We start from the raw sequence: 15,141 nt of genomic DNA on the forward strand, positions 1-15,141 counted from the left end.
TTTTTGCGGCAGTTTACGGCCGGCAGGAGGGTACTGCGCCACATCTGGGAAGGGAGAAGGGTCAGTGCAGCCCGTTCTGCAGCGCCCAGACGGCGGCTTCAAGTCGGGATTTAAGGTTCATCTTCTTCAGCAGATATTTAACGTGAACCTTAACCGTGCTTTCACTGATGGCGAGCTTGCGGGCAATCGCTTTATTGGTCATCCCGTCGCTGATCAGTTGCAGAATATCGCGTTCGCGCCGGGTCAGCTGATTGATGTCGCGCGTCTGAGCAGGCTGCGCTTCACGCAACCGGGCGACCAGAATCGGGGTTAACGCCTCGCTCAGCACGATCTGACCGGCAGCAGCCTGATGCAGCGCTTTCAGTAAGGCTTCCGGTTCCATATCTTTAAGCAGATAACCATCAGCGCCGCGCTTCAGCGCGCTGACCACATCCTCTTCATTATCTGAAACGCTGAACACCACCACCCGGCCAGAAAGAGCTATCTCACGCAGCTGGGTCAGGGTATCCAGTCCGTTCAGACCTGGCATATTAAGATCAAGCAGGATCAGGTCGGGATCATGCTGCTGCGCCAGCGCCAGGCCATCAACACCATTACCCGCTTCGGCAACCACCTGTAGCCTTTCATCCAGCGCAATCAGCTGCTTCAGGCCGTTGCGCAGCATGGGATGGTCGTCGATCAATAAAAGCGTAAATTTCTCTGCCGTCACAATGGCTCCTGTTCCTGTTACATACGCCAGCCCTGAGCGGGCGAAGAGCCTATCTTACCGGTGAAGCGGGGTCGCTATATACCCCCAATGGACTACTCCTTTATTTCCAGTCGGACACCCTTTTACAGAAGGCATGGGCGGCCGTGTTTAAACCTTATGATTTATAAGGATTATCTCAATTCAGTCAACTACTTAACCGGGGTGAATAGAGGGCGGCGTGCCTCTGTAACCTGCATTGCCGTTGATTTGTATCAAGCCCGACACCACGCCGGATGCGCAGGATACGCACAATTATTATTCTGCTGATGAGAGATTTATGACCCAATCCACCTCTTTGCAAACCCCGACGCGCGGCGCGTTAATTCAGGACTGGCAACCGGAAAACGACGCGTTCTGGCAGGCGCGTGGTAAACGTATCGCCAGCCGTAACCTGTGGATTTCTGTCTTCTGCCTGCTGCTGGGCTTCTGCGTCTGGATGCTGTTCAGCACCGTTGCGGTTAACCTGAATAAAGTTGGCTTTACCTTCAGCACTGAGCAGCTCTTTTTACTGACCGCGCTGCCGTCGGTTTCTGGCGCGTTGCTGCGTGTGCCTTACTCTTTTGTTATTCCCATCTTTGGGGGACGCCGCTGGACCGCCTTCAGCACCGGCATCCTGATTATCCCCTGCCTGTGGCTCGGCTTTGCCGTACAGGACAGCCAGACCTCATTCACCACTTTTATGGTGATTTCCCTGCTGTGCGGTTTTGGTGGCGCTAACTTCGCGTCGAGCATGGGCAATATCAGCTTCTTCTTTCCCAAAGCCCGTCAGGGCGGCGCGCTGGGCATCAACGGCGGCCTCGGTAACCTTGGCGTCAGCGTGATGCAGTTTGTCGCCCCGCTGGCGATCTCCTGTGCCATTTTTGGTTTTGCCGATGTGGGTCAGACCACCGTCACCGGCGATAGCATCTGGCTGGAAAATGCCGCCTGGATCTGGGTGCCGTTCCTGGCGATCGGCACGCTGGCGGCCTGGTTCGGCATGAACGACCTGGCGGCGGCGAAATCCTCGCTGCGTGAGCAGTTGCCGGTACTGAAACGTCCACACCTGTGGGTTATGGCGCTGCTCTATCTGGCCACCTTTGGCTCATTTATCGGTTTCTCTGCCGGTTTTGCGATGCTGACGAAGACGCAATTTCCTGATGTCGTGATCATGCATTACGCCTTTTTCGGCCCCTTTATTGGCGCGCTGGCCCGTTCAGCAGGCGGCATCATTTCTGACCGCTTCGGCGGTACCCGCGTCACGCTTGTCAACTACGTGCTGATGGCGCTGTTTGCTGCGCTGCTGTTCCTCACCCTGCCGGGTGCCGGACATGATGGCTCGTTCGTTGCCTTCTTCGCCGTGTTTATGGGTCTGTTTCTGACCTCCGGTCTGGGCAGCGGCTCCACCTATCAGATGATTGCGGTGATCTTCCGTAAGCTGACGCTGGAACGTATCAAAGCTGAGGGCGGCGACGATGCGCTGGCACAGCGCGAAGCGGCAACAGAAACCTCTGCTGCGCTCGGCTTTATCTCCGCCATTGGCGCGCTGGGCGGTTTCTTTATTCCGCAGACTTTTGGCCTGTCGCTCGCCATGACCGGTTCACCCGCCGGCGCGATGAAAATCTTCCTGGTCTTTTATCTCTGCTGCATCGCGGTGACCTGGCTGGTTTATGGCCGAAAAGCACGCGCCTGATAACGACAAAGCCGGTATGGCGCACCGGCAAAATTTCACTTTCTGTGTCGGTACAGATGCAGAGTCAGCAATGTCACATTAAGCCTTCAGGAGTATTCCGGATGAGCAAGTTTCTTGATCGGTTTCGCTATTTCAAACAGCTGGCCGAGCCCTTTTCCGGCCAGCATGGCCAGACGTTAAACAGCAACCGCGACTGGGAAGATGGCTATCGCAGTCGCTGGCAGCACGATAAAATCGTGCGCTCCACGCACGGTGTTAACTGTACCGGCTCATGCAGCTGGAAAATCTACGTCAAAAATGGACTGGTCACCTGGGAAACCCAGCAGACCGACTATCCGCGTACCCGTCCCGATCTGCCAAACCATGAGCCGCGTGGCTGCCCACGCGGTGCCAGCTACTCGTGGTATCTCTACAGCGCTAACCGCCTGAAATATCCGTTGATGCGCAAGAAGCTGATTCAGCTCTGGCGCGACGCGAAAGCGCAGCACAGCGACCCGGTGGACGCCTGGGCATCCATCATCAGTAATCCTGAAAAGGCCAGAAGCTACAAACAGGCGCGTGGACGCGGCGGCTTTGTCCGCTCCAGCTGGCAGGAAGTCAACGAGATGATCGCCGCCGCGAACATCTGCACCGCGAAGACCTACGGCCCTGACCGCATTATGGGATTCTCACCGATTCCGGCAATGTCGATGGTCTCTTACGCTGCGGGCGCACGTTACCTGTCACTGATTGGCGGCACCTGTCTGAGCTTCTACGACTGGTACTGCGATCTGCCGCCGGCCTCACCGATGACCTGGGGCGAGCAGACCGACGTGCCGGAATCGGCTGACTGGTACAACTCCTCCTACATTATTGCCTGGGGCTCTAACGTGCCGCAGACCCGTACCCCGGATGCGCACTTCTTTACGGAAGTCCGCTATAAAGGGACGAAAACCGTGGCGATCACGCCGGACTATGCTGAAGTCGCGAAGCTGTGTGACCAATGGCTGAGTCCGAAGCAGGGCACCGACAGCGCGATGGCGCTGGCGATGGGCCACGTGATGCTGAAAGAGTTTCATCTTGATCGCGAAGTTGGCTATTTCCGCGACTACGTGCGCCGTTACACCGATATGCCGATGCTGGTGCTGCTGGAACCCCGTGAGGGCGGTTTTTACGCAGCCGGCCGTCAGCTGCGTGCCAGCGATCTGGTGGATGGGCTGGGTCAGGAGAATAACCCTGAGTGGAAAACCGTCGCGATCAACGAGGCGACCGGGGAGCTGACCGCGCCGCAGGGATCTATCGGCTTCCGCTGGGGCGAAAAAGGCAAATGGAACCTTGAGCAGCGTGATGGGGCATCACATCAGGAAGTTGAACTGCAGCTCAGCCTGCTCGGGAGCCACGATGAGGTGGTCGAGGTCGGTTTCCCTTACTTCGGTGGTATTACCAGCGAGCATTTCAACAGCGTTGCGCTGGACGAAATCCTGCTGCACAAGCTGCCGGTGAAACGCCTGCAACTGGCGGATGGCAGTGAAGCGCTGGTTACCAGCGTCTACGATCTGACGCTGGCGAATTATGGTCTGGATCGCGGTCTGGATGATGCCAACTGCGCGCAAACCTACGACGACATCAAAGCGTACAGCCCGGCCTGGGCGGAGCAGATTACGGGTGTCTCCCGTCAGAACATCATTCGCATTGCCCGTGAATTTGCCGAAAACGCCGAGAAGACCCGCGGTCGTTCAATGATCATCGTCGGTGCCGGTATGAACCACTGGTATCACATGGACATGAACTATCGTGGCCTGATGAACATGCTGATTTTCTGCGGCTGCGTCGGTCAGAGCGGCGGTGGCTGGGCGCACTATGTCGGCCAGGAGAAACTCCGTCCGCAGACCGGCTGGACCCCGCTGGCCTTCGGCCTGGACTGGCAGCGTCCGCCACGTCAGATGAACAGCACCTCCTTCTTCTACAACCACTCCAGTCAGTGGCGCTATGAAACCCTGGCCACCAGCGAATTGCTCTCCCCGCTGGCGGATAAAAGTCGCTACAGCGGCAGCCTGATCGACCTTAACGTCCGTTCCGAACGTATGGGCTGGCTGCCTTCAGCGCCGCAGCTTAACGTCAACCCACTGCACATCGCGGCGCAGGCGAAAGCCGCCGGTCAGTCGCCGCTGGATTACACCGTGGAAAGTCTGAAGCAGGGCACCATGCGGTTTGCCGCTGAACAGCCGGACGATCCGCAGAACTTCCCGCGTAACCTGTTTGTCTGGCGCTCCAACCTGCTCGGCTCATCCGGTAAAGGGCATGAGTACATGCTGAAGTATCTGCTGGGCACGGAAAACGGCATTCAGGGCAAAGATTTAGGCCAGCAGGGCCGCGTGAAGCCGGAAGAGGTGGAGTGGCTGGATCAGGGCGCCGAAGGCAAACTGGATCTGGTGGTCACACTCGACTTCCGCATGTCGAGCACCTGTCTCTACTCCGATGTCGTGCTGCCAACGGCGACCTGGTATGAAAAGGACGATATGAATACTTCGGATATGCATCCGTTTATTCATCCGCTCTCGGCGGCCGTCGATCCTGCCTGGGACTCAAAAAGTGACTGGGAGATCTACAAAGGCATCGCCAAAGCCTTCTCCGATCTCTGCCCGGGTCATTTAGGCGTTGAAACAGACATCGTTACTCTGCCGGTGTTGCATGACTCGCCCGCGGAACTGGCGCAGCCTTTTGAGGCGAAAGACTGGAAAAAAGGCGAATGCGACCTGATTCCGGGTAAAACCGCGCCACACATTATGGTGGTGGAGCGCGACTATCCGGCGACCTGGGAGCGCTTTACCTCGCTGGGACCGTTGCTGGAGACTCTGGGTAACGGCGGCAAAGGTATCAGCTGGAACACCAGCAAAGAGGTCGATTTCCTCAAGCAGCTGAACTACGTCAAAGCGGATGGCCCGGCAGCGGGACGGCCGAATATCGACACGGCGATTGATGCGGCAGAAGTGATCCTGGCGCTGGCACCGGAGACCAATGGTCAGGTGGCGGTGAAAGCCTGGCAGGCGCTGGGCGTAATTACCGGGCGTGACCACACCCATCTGGCGCTCAATAAAGAAGATGAGAAGATCCGCTTCCGCGATATCCAGGCGCAGCCGCGCAAAATTATCTCCAGCCCGACCTGGTCAGGGCTGGAAGATGAACATGTCTCTTACAACGCCTGCTACACCAACGTTCATGAGCTGATCCCGTGGCGAACTCTGAGCGGCCGTCAGCAGCTCTATCAGGATCATGAGTGGATGCGCGCCTTTGGCGAGAGCCTGATGGTCTATCGTCCGCCAATCGATACCCGTGCGGCGAAACCGTTGCTGAACAGCAAACCCAACGGTAACCCGGAGAAGGCGCTGAACTTCCTGACGCCACACCAGAAGTGGGGCATTCACTCCACCTACAGCGACAACCTGCTGATGCTGACACTGTCGCGCGGCGGACCGATTGTCTGGATGAGTGAAGATGACGCCCGTGAGCTGGGTATTGTGGATAACGACTGGATCGAGGCGTTCAACGCCAACGGTGCGCTGACCGCACGTGCAGTAGTGAGCCAGCGTATCCCGGCGGGTATGACCATGATGTACCACGCGCAGGAACGTATCGTGAATATCCCTGGCTCGGAGATCACCAGCCAGCGCGGCGGGATCCATAACTCGGTGACGCGTACCTGCCCGAAACCGACCCATATGATCGGCGGTTATGCGCAGCTCTCCTGGGGCTTTAACTACTACGGCACCGTCGGCTCGAACCGCGATGAGTTCGTGGTAGTGAGAAAAATGAACAACGTTAACTGGTTAGATGGGGAAGGCAACGATGCCTGCCAGGGCAGCCAGCAGGAGGTAAAACCATGAAAATTCGTTCACAGGTCGGCATGGTGCTGAACCTCGACAAATGTATCGGCTGCCACACCTGCTCGGTGACCTGTAAAAACGTCTGGACCAGCCGCGAGGGCATGGAGTACGCCTGGTTTAACAACGTCGAAAGTAAACCGGGCGTTGGCTATCCGCACGCCTGGGAAGATCAGCAGAAGTGGAAGGGCGGCTGGATCCGTAAGATCAACGGTAAGCTGGAGCCGCGCATGGGCAGTCGCATCGGTCTGCTGTCGAAGATCTTCGCCAACCCGGATGTGCCCGCGCTGGATGATTACTATGAACCGTTCGATTTTGATTATCAGCATCTGCACAATGCGCCCGCCGGTAAGCATCAGCCGATTGCGCGTCCGCGCTCGCTGATCACCGGTCAGCGGATGAAAAAGATCGAAAACGGCCCGAACTGGGAAGAGATTCTCGGCGGCGAGTTTGCCAAACGTTCGCAGGATAAGAACTTCGATAACATCCAGAAGGAGATTTACGGTCAGTTTGAGCACACCTTCATGATGTACCTGCCGCGCCTGTGTGAGCACTGCCTCAACCCGGCGTGTGTGGCGACCTGCCCAAGCGGCGCGATCTACAAGCGCGGCGAAGATGGCATTGTGCTGATCGACCAGGATAAATGTCGCGGCTGGCGGATGTGCCTCACTGGCTGTCCGTACAAGAAGATCTACTTCAACTGGAAAAGCGGCAAATCAGAAAAATGTATTTTCTGTTATCCGCGCATTGAAGCGGGCCAGCCCACCGTCTGTTCAGAAACCTGTGTCGGCCGTATCCGCTATCTCGGCGTGTTGCTCTATGACGCTGACCGGATTGAACAGGCGGCCGCAGCGGAAAACGAGAAAGATCTCTATCAGAGCCAGCTGGACATCTTCCTCGATCCCAACGATCCGGTGGTGATTGCGCAGGCGCTGAAAGATGGCGTTGCGCAGAGCGTGATCGACGCAGCACAGCGTTCACCGGTCTATAAAATGGCGATGGAGTGGAAGCTGGCGCTGCCACTTCACCCTGAATATCGCACGCTGCCGATGGTCTGGTATGTGCCACCACTGTCACCGATTCAGTCGGCGGTGGATGGCGGGGCGCTGGCGCACACCGGCGTGCTGCCGGATGTGGAGAGCCTGCGCATTCCGGTTGAGTATCTGGCGAACCTGCTGACCGCAGGCGACACCGCACCGGTGCTGCTGGCACTGAAGCGGATGCTGGCGATGCGTCATTATAAACGCGCAGAAAGCGTGGACGGTGAGCATGATATCCGGGCGCTGGAGCAGGTCGGCCTGACCGAAGCGCAGGCGCAGGAGATGTACCGCTATCTGGCGATCGCGAACTATGAAGATCGCTTTGTGGTGCCCTCCAGCCATCGCGAACTGGCGCGTGAAGCCTTCCCGGAAAGCAAAGGCTGCGGTTTTAGCTTTGGCGATGGCTGTCACGGCAGTGACAGCAAATTCAACCTGTTCAACAGCCGCCGTATTGATGCCATCGACATCAGTAAGAAAACCATCCGTCCGGAGGATGCCTCATGATGACGTTACGTATTCTTTCGCGGCTGCTGGACTACCCGGACGAGGCGCTGTTCACCCACTCTTCCGACCTGATCGCGGCGCTGGATGACGCCACTGAACTCAACCTGCAGCAGAGCGCACGGCTGGTGCGGTTTATCAATCAGCTCTGTGCCCGGCCACTGCTCGACGTGCAGGCTGACTACTGCGAACTGTTTGATCGTGGCCGCGCCACCTCGCTGCTGCTGTTTGAACACGTGCACGGTGAGTCACGCGATCGCGGTCAGGCGATGGTTGATCTGCTGGAACAGTATCGTGCCGATGGTCTGGAGCTGGACAGCAAAGAGCTGCCCGATTTCCTGCCGCTCTACCTGGAGTATCTCGCCTGTAAAAGCGATGAGGCCGCGCGTCAGGGACTGGACGACATCGTGCCTATCCTGGCCTTGCTGGCGGCGCGGCTTGAAGAGCGTCAGAGCCCCTACGCCGATCTCTTCACAGTGTTACTGACGCTGTCCGGTAGCGCGGTTGATCCTGCAGCCCTAAAACCACAGGTGGCGCAGGAAGCACGCGACGATACGCCGGCAGCACTGGATGCTGTCTGGGAAGAGGAGCAGATTAAATTTCTCGGCGAACAGGGCTGCGCCTCGGCGCAGCAGGCGATGCATCAGCGTCGCTTCGCCGATGCGGTCGCGCCGCAGTATCTGGACATCGCCGCGGCGACGGCGCGTACCACAGGAGAATCAGCATGAATTTTATTAACACTTTCTTCTTCGATATTTACCCCTATCTCGCCGGAACAGTCTTCCTGGTGGGAAGCTGGCTGCGTTATGACTACGGGCAGTACAGCTGGCGTGCCGGTTCCAGTCAGATGCTGGACAAAAAAGGGATGCGTCTCGCTTCCAACCTGTTCCACATCGGCATCATCGGTATTTTCTTCGGTCACATCGTCGGAATGCTGACGCCGCACTGGATGTATGAATCCTTCCTGCCGATCGACGTGAAGCAGAAACTGGCGATGATCGCTGGTGGCCTGTTCGGGGCGATGACCCTGCTGGGCGGTGGACTGCTGCTGAAGCGCCGCCTGACCAATCCACGGGTGCGGGCGACCAGTAGCGTCGGTGATATTCTGATCATGACCCTGCTGGTGGCGCAGGCGACGCTGGGCCTGCTGACCATTCCCTTCTCCGCCCAGCACATGGACGGCAGTGAAATGATGAAGCTGGTGGGCTGGGCGCAGGCGGTGGTGACCTTCCACGGTGGCGCTTCGCAGCATCTCGACGGCGTGGCGTTTATCTATCGCGTGCACATGGTGCTGGGAATGACACTGTTCCTGCTGTTCCCGTTCTGCCGCCTGGTGCATATCTGGAGCGCGCCGGTTGAGTATCTGACCCGTCGCTATCAGCTGGTGAGAAACCGCCGCTAAGCGCATGATGGCTGCGGGACAGAGAGAGACCCGCAGCCATTTTAGCCCACGGTTGCCTTGACGTTTTTTTAAGATTTTGCCCTGTATGTCATTGCGCTGAACGTCTACTATTACCGCATCTGAAATTACCCCTCGTTTATGGATAACCGATGCGCCTCAAGTTAGCCTTCCTTGCGTTCATCCCGCTTCTGGCCTCCTGCAGCAGCAAACCTGAAGTCCCGTCCCAGCAGAAGATGCTGGCTGCGCCACAGGGCGGTTTTTTACTGCAGCCGTCGCACAGCGGACAGGCGATGTTTGGCGACTTTGCCGGTAACCCGGCAGCAGAGCAATTTATCGATAAGATGGTGGAGAAGCATGACTTTGACCGTCAGCAACTGCACAACATCATCGGTCAGGCCAAACGACTGGATTATGTGCTGCGACTGATGGACCGTCAGGCACCAAGCTATACGCCAGCGCCAGGCCCTAATGGCGCCTGGATCCGCTATCGCAACAAGTTCATTACGCCCGATAACGTGCAAAATGGGGTGGCGTTCTGGAATCAGTATCAGGATGCCCTGCAACGCGCACAGCAGGTTTATGGCGTGCCGCCAGAAATTATTGTGGGCATCATTGGCGTGGAAACCCGCTGGGGTCGCGTGATGGGGAAAACGCGGATTCTGGATGCGCTTGCGACCTTATCCTTTAATTATCCGCGCCGCGCAGAGTACTTCAGCAGCGAGCTGGAAACCTTTCTGTTAATGTCGCGCAAAGAGCAGGATGACCCGCTGGCGCTGAAAGGCTCTTTTGCCGGGGCGATGGGCTATGGTCAGTTTATGCCCTCCTCTTACAATGATTATGCGGTTGATTTCAACGGCGACGGTCATGCAAACCTGTGGGATCCGGAGGATGCTATCGGCAGCGTGGCGCACTATTTTCAGAAGCATGGCTGGCGCAGCGGCGAAAACGTGGCGGTACCGGCCAGCGGTCAGGCACCGATGCTGGAAGATGGCTTCAAAACCCGTTACAGCGTGAGCATGCTGGCGGCGTCAGGATTGTCACCACAGGGCTCGCTGGACGGTAACGATCAGGTCAGCCTGCTACGCCTGGATTTGGGCACCAGCTACCAGTACTGGTACGGCTTACCCAATTTCTATGTTATTACCCGCTACAACCACAGTACCCATTATGCGATGGCGGTGTGGCAGTTGGGTGAGGCGGTGAGCAAGGCACGTCAGGGCGGCCTGTTATAAAGGCTGTCCTTGTTAACTGTAAGGTTATATGATGGCGCCCTTTTTCAGGCCACACAGCCACTGATATTTCTGGAGTCATTATGTCTTTACCTGCCTGCCCGGCTTGTCATGCCGATTACACCTGGCAAGATGGCGATAACCTTAACTGCCCCTCCTGCGGTCACATCTGGACCGAGGGAGAAGGTGACAGCAGCAACGCAACACTGGAAGTGCGTGATGCCAACGGCAATCTGCTGGCAGATGGCGACAGCGTCACGGTGATCAAAGATCTCAAGGTGAAGGGCAGTTCTTCATCGCTGAAGATCGGCACTAAAGTGAAAAGCATTCGTCTGGTTGAAGGGGACCACAATATCGATTGTAAAATCGACGGTTTTGGCCCGATGAAATTAAAATCTGAGTTTGTGAAAAAGAACTGAGATCGGGGGCGCAGAGATGCGCCCGCTTTCCTGCTTAGCTGAACAACTTATCAATTGCGGCACACTGTTCCGCATTCAGCGTGCCACCGTAGTTTCGTGAGCCGCTGCTCATCGAGTCATAGCGCCGTGCCACGGCCGTTTTAATCGTCGTCACGAAATCATCTCCGATACTGTAAATCGCCATCAAACGACCGATCTGTTGCTGCAGGCGCGTCAGCTCCGGCAGATTGCCACTTCGCCACGCCTTCATCATCTGCGCAAAGTACTCCGGCACAATATTATTCAGTCCTGAAATTACGCCGGCTCCGCCCGCCAGCAGGTTCGGGAGCAGGTACTCGTCATACCCCGACAGTACGGCAAAATCGCTACGCACCTTGCGGGTCTCTTCAATCATCATCCGGTTATGCGACAGGCAATCCACCGTATCTTTAATGCCGGCGAAGTTGGGCAGCTTTGCAGCCAGGGTGGCAATCAGCGCGGGCGTCAGATCGCAGCCGGTGCGTGCCGGAAAGTTGTAGGCAAACCATTTACCACCCAGCTGCGCGTCCAGTGCTTCGAAGTAGTGCATCAGCTGGTTTTGCGTCTGACCGTAATAGTAGGGCGGCAGCACCATCATCGCGTCAAAGTCATTTTTCCAGGCGGCTTCAGCCAGCTCCAGCATGTCAGGAATGCAGGTTGCCGAGACGTTCGCCACCATCTTCAGCGATGACAAGGGTCTGGCTTCCTGAATCAGTTGTAAGCGTTCCTGCTGCGTCAGTGAGGCGAACTCGCCAATGCTGCCCATCACCAGTAAGGTATCAATACCGGAGTCATTGAGGCGGGAGAAATGTCGTCCGAGCGCATCAATATCGACCGCACCCTGCGCATTGAACGGGGTGACTGAAGGGCACCAGACACCGGCAAAGGGCGATTCTTCACTCATAAATGACTCCTGAAACGGATGTTAAAAAAATGAAACAGTGTTTTAACTTAATGACTCCGGCCGGTCTCTGCCAGCGCATGATTCAAAAATGAGCAACGGGTCGCACTTTTTCCTCTTTCATCCGTCTCAGTAAGCGGATGCATCTGATAACTGAGCGAGAGGTCATGATGAAAGAGTGGGATCCTGTGCTGTACCGTAAGTTTGAAGCGGAACGAACCCGTCCAGCCCGCGAACTTCTGGCGCGCCTCAGCCTGGAACAGGTTGAGCAGGTGACCGATCTGGGATGCGGGCCCGGTAACAGCACCGAGCTGCTCGCCGATGCCTGGCCACTGGCGCAGATTACCGGGCTGGACAGTTCCGCCACGATGTTAACTCAGGCCGCTGAACGCCTGCCGCACTGTCGTTTTATCCAGGCGGACATCCGCAACTGGCAGGCGGATGTGCCGCAGCAGGTGGTCTACGCCAACGCCTCTCTGCAATGGCTGGCTAATCACGCAACGCTGTTTCCCCATCTGGTCAGCCAGCTGGCGCCCGGTGGCGTGCTGGCGATCCAGATGCCTGATAACCTTAATGAGCCGTCGCACCGGCTGATGCGCGAGGTGGCGGCAACGGATCGCTGGCGCTCACGCATCAATGCCGGTGCCGCTGAACGTACACAGCTGCTTTCCACGGGCGAGTATTACGATTTGCTGACGCAGGCAGGCTGTGAGGTGGATATCTGGCGTACCACCTATTATCACGTGATGGCCGATGCACAGGCGATTATCAGCTGGCTGCAGGCGACTGGTTTACGGCCTTTCCTGGCAACGCTGGATGAGACCGAACAGACGGCGTTTCTGACCGATTATCACAAGCGTTTGCTCGCGGCTTATCCGGCTCAGGCCGATGGTCAGGTGTTGCTCGCCTTCCCGCGTCTTTTTATGGTTGCGGTGAAAAATCGGTAAGCGCAGTGGAATGCTGGCCCCAAAAACAGCGTAATAATGGTGAGTGACCTTGAAAAAGCGGTTTTTCTGCACCACCTTCAACCCACAGCCAAAGGGAGAATCGCAATGGATGATCAGCAATTGCAGGCGCTTAGTGCGCAGATAGGTGAGAAGCTGAAGCAGCGCAATGCCACTGTAACCTGTGCGGAATCCTGCACGGGGGGATGGATTGCCAAAGTCTTTACCGATATCAGCGGCAGCTCCGCCTGGTTCGAGCGGGGTTTTGTGACCTACAGTAATCAGGCCAAACAGCAGATGGTCAGTGTTCAGGCTGCTTCGCTGTTGCAGTATGGTGCGGTAAGTGATGTGGTGGTGCGGGAGATGGCGCTGGGTGCCCGCAGGGCGGCCCATGCTGACTACGCGATCTCCGTCAGCGGTATTGCCGGTCCGGATGGCGGCAGTGAAGAAAAACCAGTGGGCACGGTGTGGTTTGGCTTTGCCGGGCCGCAGGATAACGTATTGACTTTTCAGCAGCATTTTAGCGGCGATCGTGATGCCGTACGCCGCCAGTCGGTGGCATGGGCCCTGCAGAAACTGTATGGCGAATTTCTGACAAATTAAACTTGATACTGTATGACTATACAGTATAATTGTCGGCAACAGAAAGAGTACAGGCACCCTGAGTGCGTGTTTACCCGGCTTGATTAGGAGTTGAAATGGCGATTGATGAAAACAAACAGAAGGCTTTAGCTGCCGCGCTTGGCCAGATTGAGAAGCAATTTGGTAAAGGCTCCATCATGCGCTTGGGTGAAGACCGCTCAATGGATGTGGAAACTATCTCTACCGGCTCGCTGTCGCTGGATATCGCATTAGGCGCAGGCGGTCTGCCAATGGGCCGTATCGTTGAGATCTACGGACCTGAGTCTTCAGGTAAAACCACGCTGACTCTGCAGGTTATCGCATCTGCACAGCGTAAAGGTAAAACCTGTGCCTTTATCGATGCCGAGCATGCGCTTGATCCGGTTTACGCCAAGAAACTCGGCGTAGACATTGATAACCTGCTCTGCTCTCAGCCAGACACTGGTGAGCAGGCGCTGGAAATCTGTGATGCGCTGGCGCGCTCTGGTGCCGTTGACGTGATCATCGTCGACTCCGTCGCGGCGCTGACGCCTAAAGCGGAAATCGAAGGTGAAATCGGTGACTCACACATGGGCCTCGCGGCACGTATGATGAGCCAGGCGATGCGTAAACTGGCCGGTAACCTGAAGCAGTCCAATACCCTGCTGATTTTCATCAACCAGATTCGAATGAAAATTGGTGTGATGTTTGGTAACCCGGAAACCACCACTGGTGGTAACGCGCTGAAGTTCTACGCCTCTGTCCGTCTTGATATCCGCCGTATCGGTGCAATCAAAGAGGGCGATAACGTGGTCGGCAGTGAGACCCGCGTTAAAGTGGTGAAAAACAAAATCGCCGCGCCATTCAAACAGGCTGAGTTCCAGATCATGTACGGCGAAGGTATCAATACCTTTGGTGAGCTGGTCGACCTGGGCGTGAAGCACAAGCTGATTGAAAAAGCGGGTGCATGGTACAGCTACAATGGCGACAAGATTGGTCAGGGTAAATCGAATGCCGGCAACTTCCTGAAAGAGAATGCTGCTGTGGCAAACGAGATTGATCTGAAGTTACGTGAGATGTTGCTCAACGGCGCGGATGAAAAACTCGCAGCAGCCGACAAGGCTGCTGAGAAAGAAGACGCGGCCGAAGCGAACGAAGACTTCTAATCTCTGATGCGGGAGGGGCGAAAGCCTCTCCCGTAGTTTTATCCCCCTCTATTGCCTTTCTTGCCTTCCCTCTGTCCTGTTCTGTCGCCATAATCTCCCTCTGTTTGTACAAGGTGCGCAGTATGACTGAACCCTCTCAGCCCCAACCTAATGTCGTCTCTTACTCCCGTCTGCTTGACCGTGCGATGCGTATTCTGGGTCAGCGCGATCACAGCCGTGCAGAGTTAGCGCGTAAACTGCAACAATCAGCGCAGCGTGCTGCGTGGGCGCAGAAAAAAGAGCCCGAAATTGTTACTGAAGCGTTGCTGGAACAGGTTCTTAACTGGTGTCAGGAAAGCGGCTGGTTAAACGACGAGCGTTTCACAGAACGATTTATTCAGAGCCGGAGCCGTAAGGGCTTTGGATCGCAGCGCGTGCGCCTTGAACTGGCCCAGAAAGGCATCGACCGTGAAGCCATTGATCTTGCAATGGAAGAGACAGAGGTAGACTGGGCGGCGTGTGCGGCTCAGATGGCTGAACGGAAATTCGGACACCCGCTGCCCACAGAGTGGAAAGAGAAAGCGAAAGTACTACGCTATCTGCAGTCAAAGGGTTTTATGAGCGAAGATATCCAGTCCATTTTCAGAAATTTTGATGACTAAAAG

The 15,141-nt window shown here is 56.4% G+C and carries 13 protein-coding genes; 11 read left to right on the forward strand and 2 right to left on the reverse strand.

What is annotated here, in order from left to right:
* Positions 1-61: 61 nt before the first annotated feature.
* A complete protein-coding gene (gene narL / locus EPG66_RS18655; RefSeq protein WP_115387245.1) occupies positions 62-709 on the reverse strand; it encodes a two-component system response regulator NarL in 648 nt (215 codons plus the stop codon).
* A 316-nt stretch (positions 710-1,025) separates the two neighbouring features.
* On the opposite strand from narL, the gene EPG66_RS18660 reads away from it, so the two are divergent.
* The 7 genes from EPG66_RS18660 (at position 1,026) to EPG66_RS18690 (ending at position 10,868) form a co-directional block, all read left to right on the forward strand.
* Positions 1,026-2,417: a NarK family nitrate/nitrite MFS transporter gene (locus EPG66_RS18660; protein WP_010248529.1), complete on the forward strand. Its 1,392-nt coding sequence runs from the start codon at positions 1,026-1,028 to the stop codon at positions 2,415-2,417.
* A gap of 101 nt (positions 2,418-2,518) precedes the next feature.
* Positions 2,519-6,280 carry a nitrate reductase subunit alpha gene (locus EPG66_RS18665; RefSeq protein WP_182687741.1) on the forward strand — a complete coding sequence of 1,254 codons (3,762 nt, stop codon included), beginning with the start codon at positions 2,519-2,521 and terminating at the stop codon, positions 6,278-6,280.
* Positions 6,277-7,821, forward strand: a complete 1,545-nt coding sequence (gene narH, locus EPG66_RS18670; protein WP_031594453.1) for a nitrate reductase subunit beta — start codon at positions 6,277-6,279, stop codon at positions 7,819-7,821. The genes EPG66_RS18665 and narH overlap by 4 nt, the downstream gene beginning before the upstream one ends.
* Positions 7,818-8,546: a nitrate reductase molybdenum cofactor assembly chaperone gene (gene narJ, locus EPG66_RS18675; protein ID WP_033772484.1), complete on the forward strand. Its 729-nt coding sequence runs from the start codon at positions 7,818-7,820 to the stop codon at positions 8,544-8,546. The genes narH and narJ overlap by 4 nt, the downstream gene beginning before the upstream one ends.
* Positions 8,543-9,220: a respiratory nitrate reductase subunit gamma gene (narI, locus tag EPG66_RS18680; RefSeq protein WP_010248521.1), complete on the forward strand. Its 678-nt coding sequence runs from the start codon at positions 8,543-8,545 to the stop codon at positions 9,218-9,220. The genes narJ and narI overlap by 4 nt, the downstream gene beginning before the upstream one ends.
* A 149-nt stretch (positions 9,221-9,369) precedes the next feature.
* Positions 9,370-10,452 carry a lytic murein transglycosylase B gene (mltB, locus tag EPG66_RS18685; protein WP_031594452.1) on the forward strand — a complete coding sequence of 361 codons (1,083 nt, stop codon included), beginning with the start codon at positions 9,370-9,372 and terminating at the stop codon, positions 10,450-10,452.
* Positions 10,453-10,532: 80 nt separating this feature from the next.
* Positions 10,533-10,868 (forward strand): zinc ribbon domain-containing protein YjdM, encoded by a 336-nt coding sequence (locus EPG66_RS18690; RefSeq protein ID WP_010248517.1) that lies wholly within the window; start codon positions 10,533-10,535, stop codon positions 10,866-10,868.
* A gap of 34 nt (positions 10,869-10,902) precedes the next feature.
* On the opposite strand, the gene EPG66_RS18695 is transcribed toward EPG66_RS18690, so the two are convergent.
* Positions 10,903-11,790, reverse strand: a complete 888-nt coding sequence (locus tag EPG66_RS18695) for a dihydrodipicolinate synthase family protein (RefSeq protein WP_182687743.1) — start codon at positions 11,788-11,790, stop codon at positions 10,903-10,905.
* 167 nt (positions 11,791-11,957) lie between these two features.
* On the opposite strand from EPG66_RS18695, the gene tam reads away from it, so the two are divergent.
* The 4 genes from tam (at position 11,958) to EPG66_RS18715 (ending at position 15,138) form a co-directional block, all read left to right on the forward strand.
* A complete protein-coding gene (tam, locus tag EPG66_RS18700) occupies positions 11,958-12,734 on the forward strand; it encodes a trans-aconitate 2-methyltransferase (protein WP_083070216.1) in 777 nt (258 codons plus the stop codon).
* 105 nt (positions 12,735-12,839) lie between these two features.
* Positions 12,840-13,334: a nicotinamide-nucleotide amidase gene (gene pncC, locus EPG66_RS18705; RefSeq protein WP_010672121.1), complete on the forward strand. Its 495-nt coding sequence runs from the start codon at positions 12,840-12,842 to the stop codon at positions 13,332-13,334.
* Between the two features lie 95 nt (positions 13,335-13,429).
* Positions 13,430-14,497: a recombinase RecA gene (gene recA / locus EPG66_RS18710; protein ID WP_010248510.1), complete on the forward strand. Its 1,068-nt coding sequence runs from the start codon at positions 13,430-13,432 to the stop codon at positions 14,495-14,497.
* 122 nt (positions 14,498-14,619) lie between these two features.
* Positions 14,620-15,138, forward strand: a complete 519-nt coding sequence (locus tag EPG66_RS18715) for a regulatory protein RecX (RefSeq protein WP_182687745.1) — start codon at positions 14,620-14,622, stop codon at positions 15,136-15,138.
* Positions 15,139-15,141 lie beyond the last annotated feature (3 nt).

Origin of the sequence: Pantoea pleuroti (assembly GCF_014156615.1) — a bacterium.
In the GTDB taxonomy this organism is placed as follows: domain Bacteria; phylum Pseudomonadota; class Gammaproteobacteria; order Enterobacterales; family Enterobacteriaceae; genus Pantoea; species Pantoea agglomerans.

Excerpts from the sequence above, each read along its gene's own strand:
- recA (WP_010248510.1), top strand. The coding sequence starts at position 13,430 with ATGGCGATTGATGAAAACAAACAGAAGGCTTTAGCTGCCGCGCTTGGC.
- pncC (WP_010672121.1), top strand. The coding sequence starts at position 12,840 with ATGGATGATCAGCAATTGCAGGCGCTTAGTGCGCAGATAGGTGAGAAG.
- EPG66_RS18715 (WP_182687745.1), top strand. The coding sequence starts at position 14,620 with ATGACTGAACCCTCTCAGCCCCAACCTAATGTCGTCTCTTACTCCCGT.
- EPG66_RS18695 (WP_182687743.1), bottom strand. The coding sequence starts at position 11,790 with ATGAGTGAAGAATCGCCCTTTGCCGGTGTCTGGTGCCCTTCAGTCACC.
- EPG66_RS18665 (WP_182687741.1), top strand. The coding sequence starts at position 2,519 with ATGAGCAAGTTTCTTGATCGGTTTCGCTATTTCAAACAGCTGGCCGAG.
- mltB (WP_031594452.1), top strand. The coding sequence starts at position 9,370 with ATGCGCCTCAAGTTAGCCTTCCTTGCGTTCATCCCGCTTCTGGCCTCC.
- narI (WP_010248521.1), top strand. The coding sequence starts at position 8,543 with ATGAATTTTATTAACACTTTCTTCTTCGATATTTACCCCTATCTCGCC.
- narJ (WP_033772484.1), top strand. The coding sequence starts at position 7,818 with ATGATGACGTTACGTATTCTTTCGCGGCTGCTGGACTACCCGGACGAG.
- tam (WP_083070216.1), top strand. The coding sequence starts at position 11,958 with ATGAAAGAGTGGGATCCTGTGCTGTACCGTAAGTTTGAAGCGGAACGA.
- EPG66_RS18660 (WP_010248529.1), top strand. The coding sequence starts at position 1,026 with ATGACCCAATCCACCTCTTTGCAAACCCCGACGCGCGGCGCGTTAATT.
- narH (WP_031594453.1), top strand. The coding sequence starts at position 6,277 with ATGAAAATTCGTTCACAGGTCGGCATGGTGCTGAACCTCGACAAATGT.
- EPG66_RS18690 (WP_010248517.1), top strand. The coding sequence starts at position 10,533 with ATGTCTTTACCTGCCTGCCCGGCTTGTCATGCCGATTACACCTGGCAA.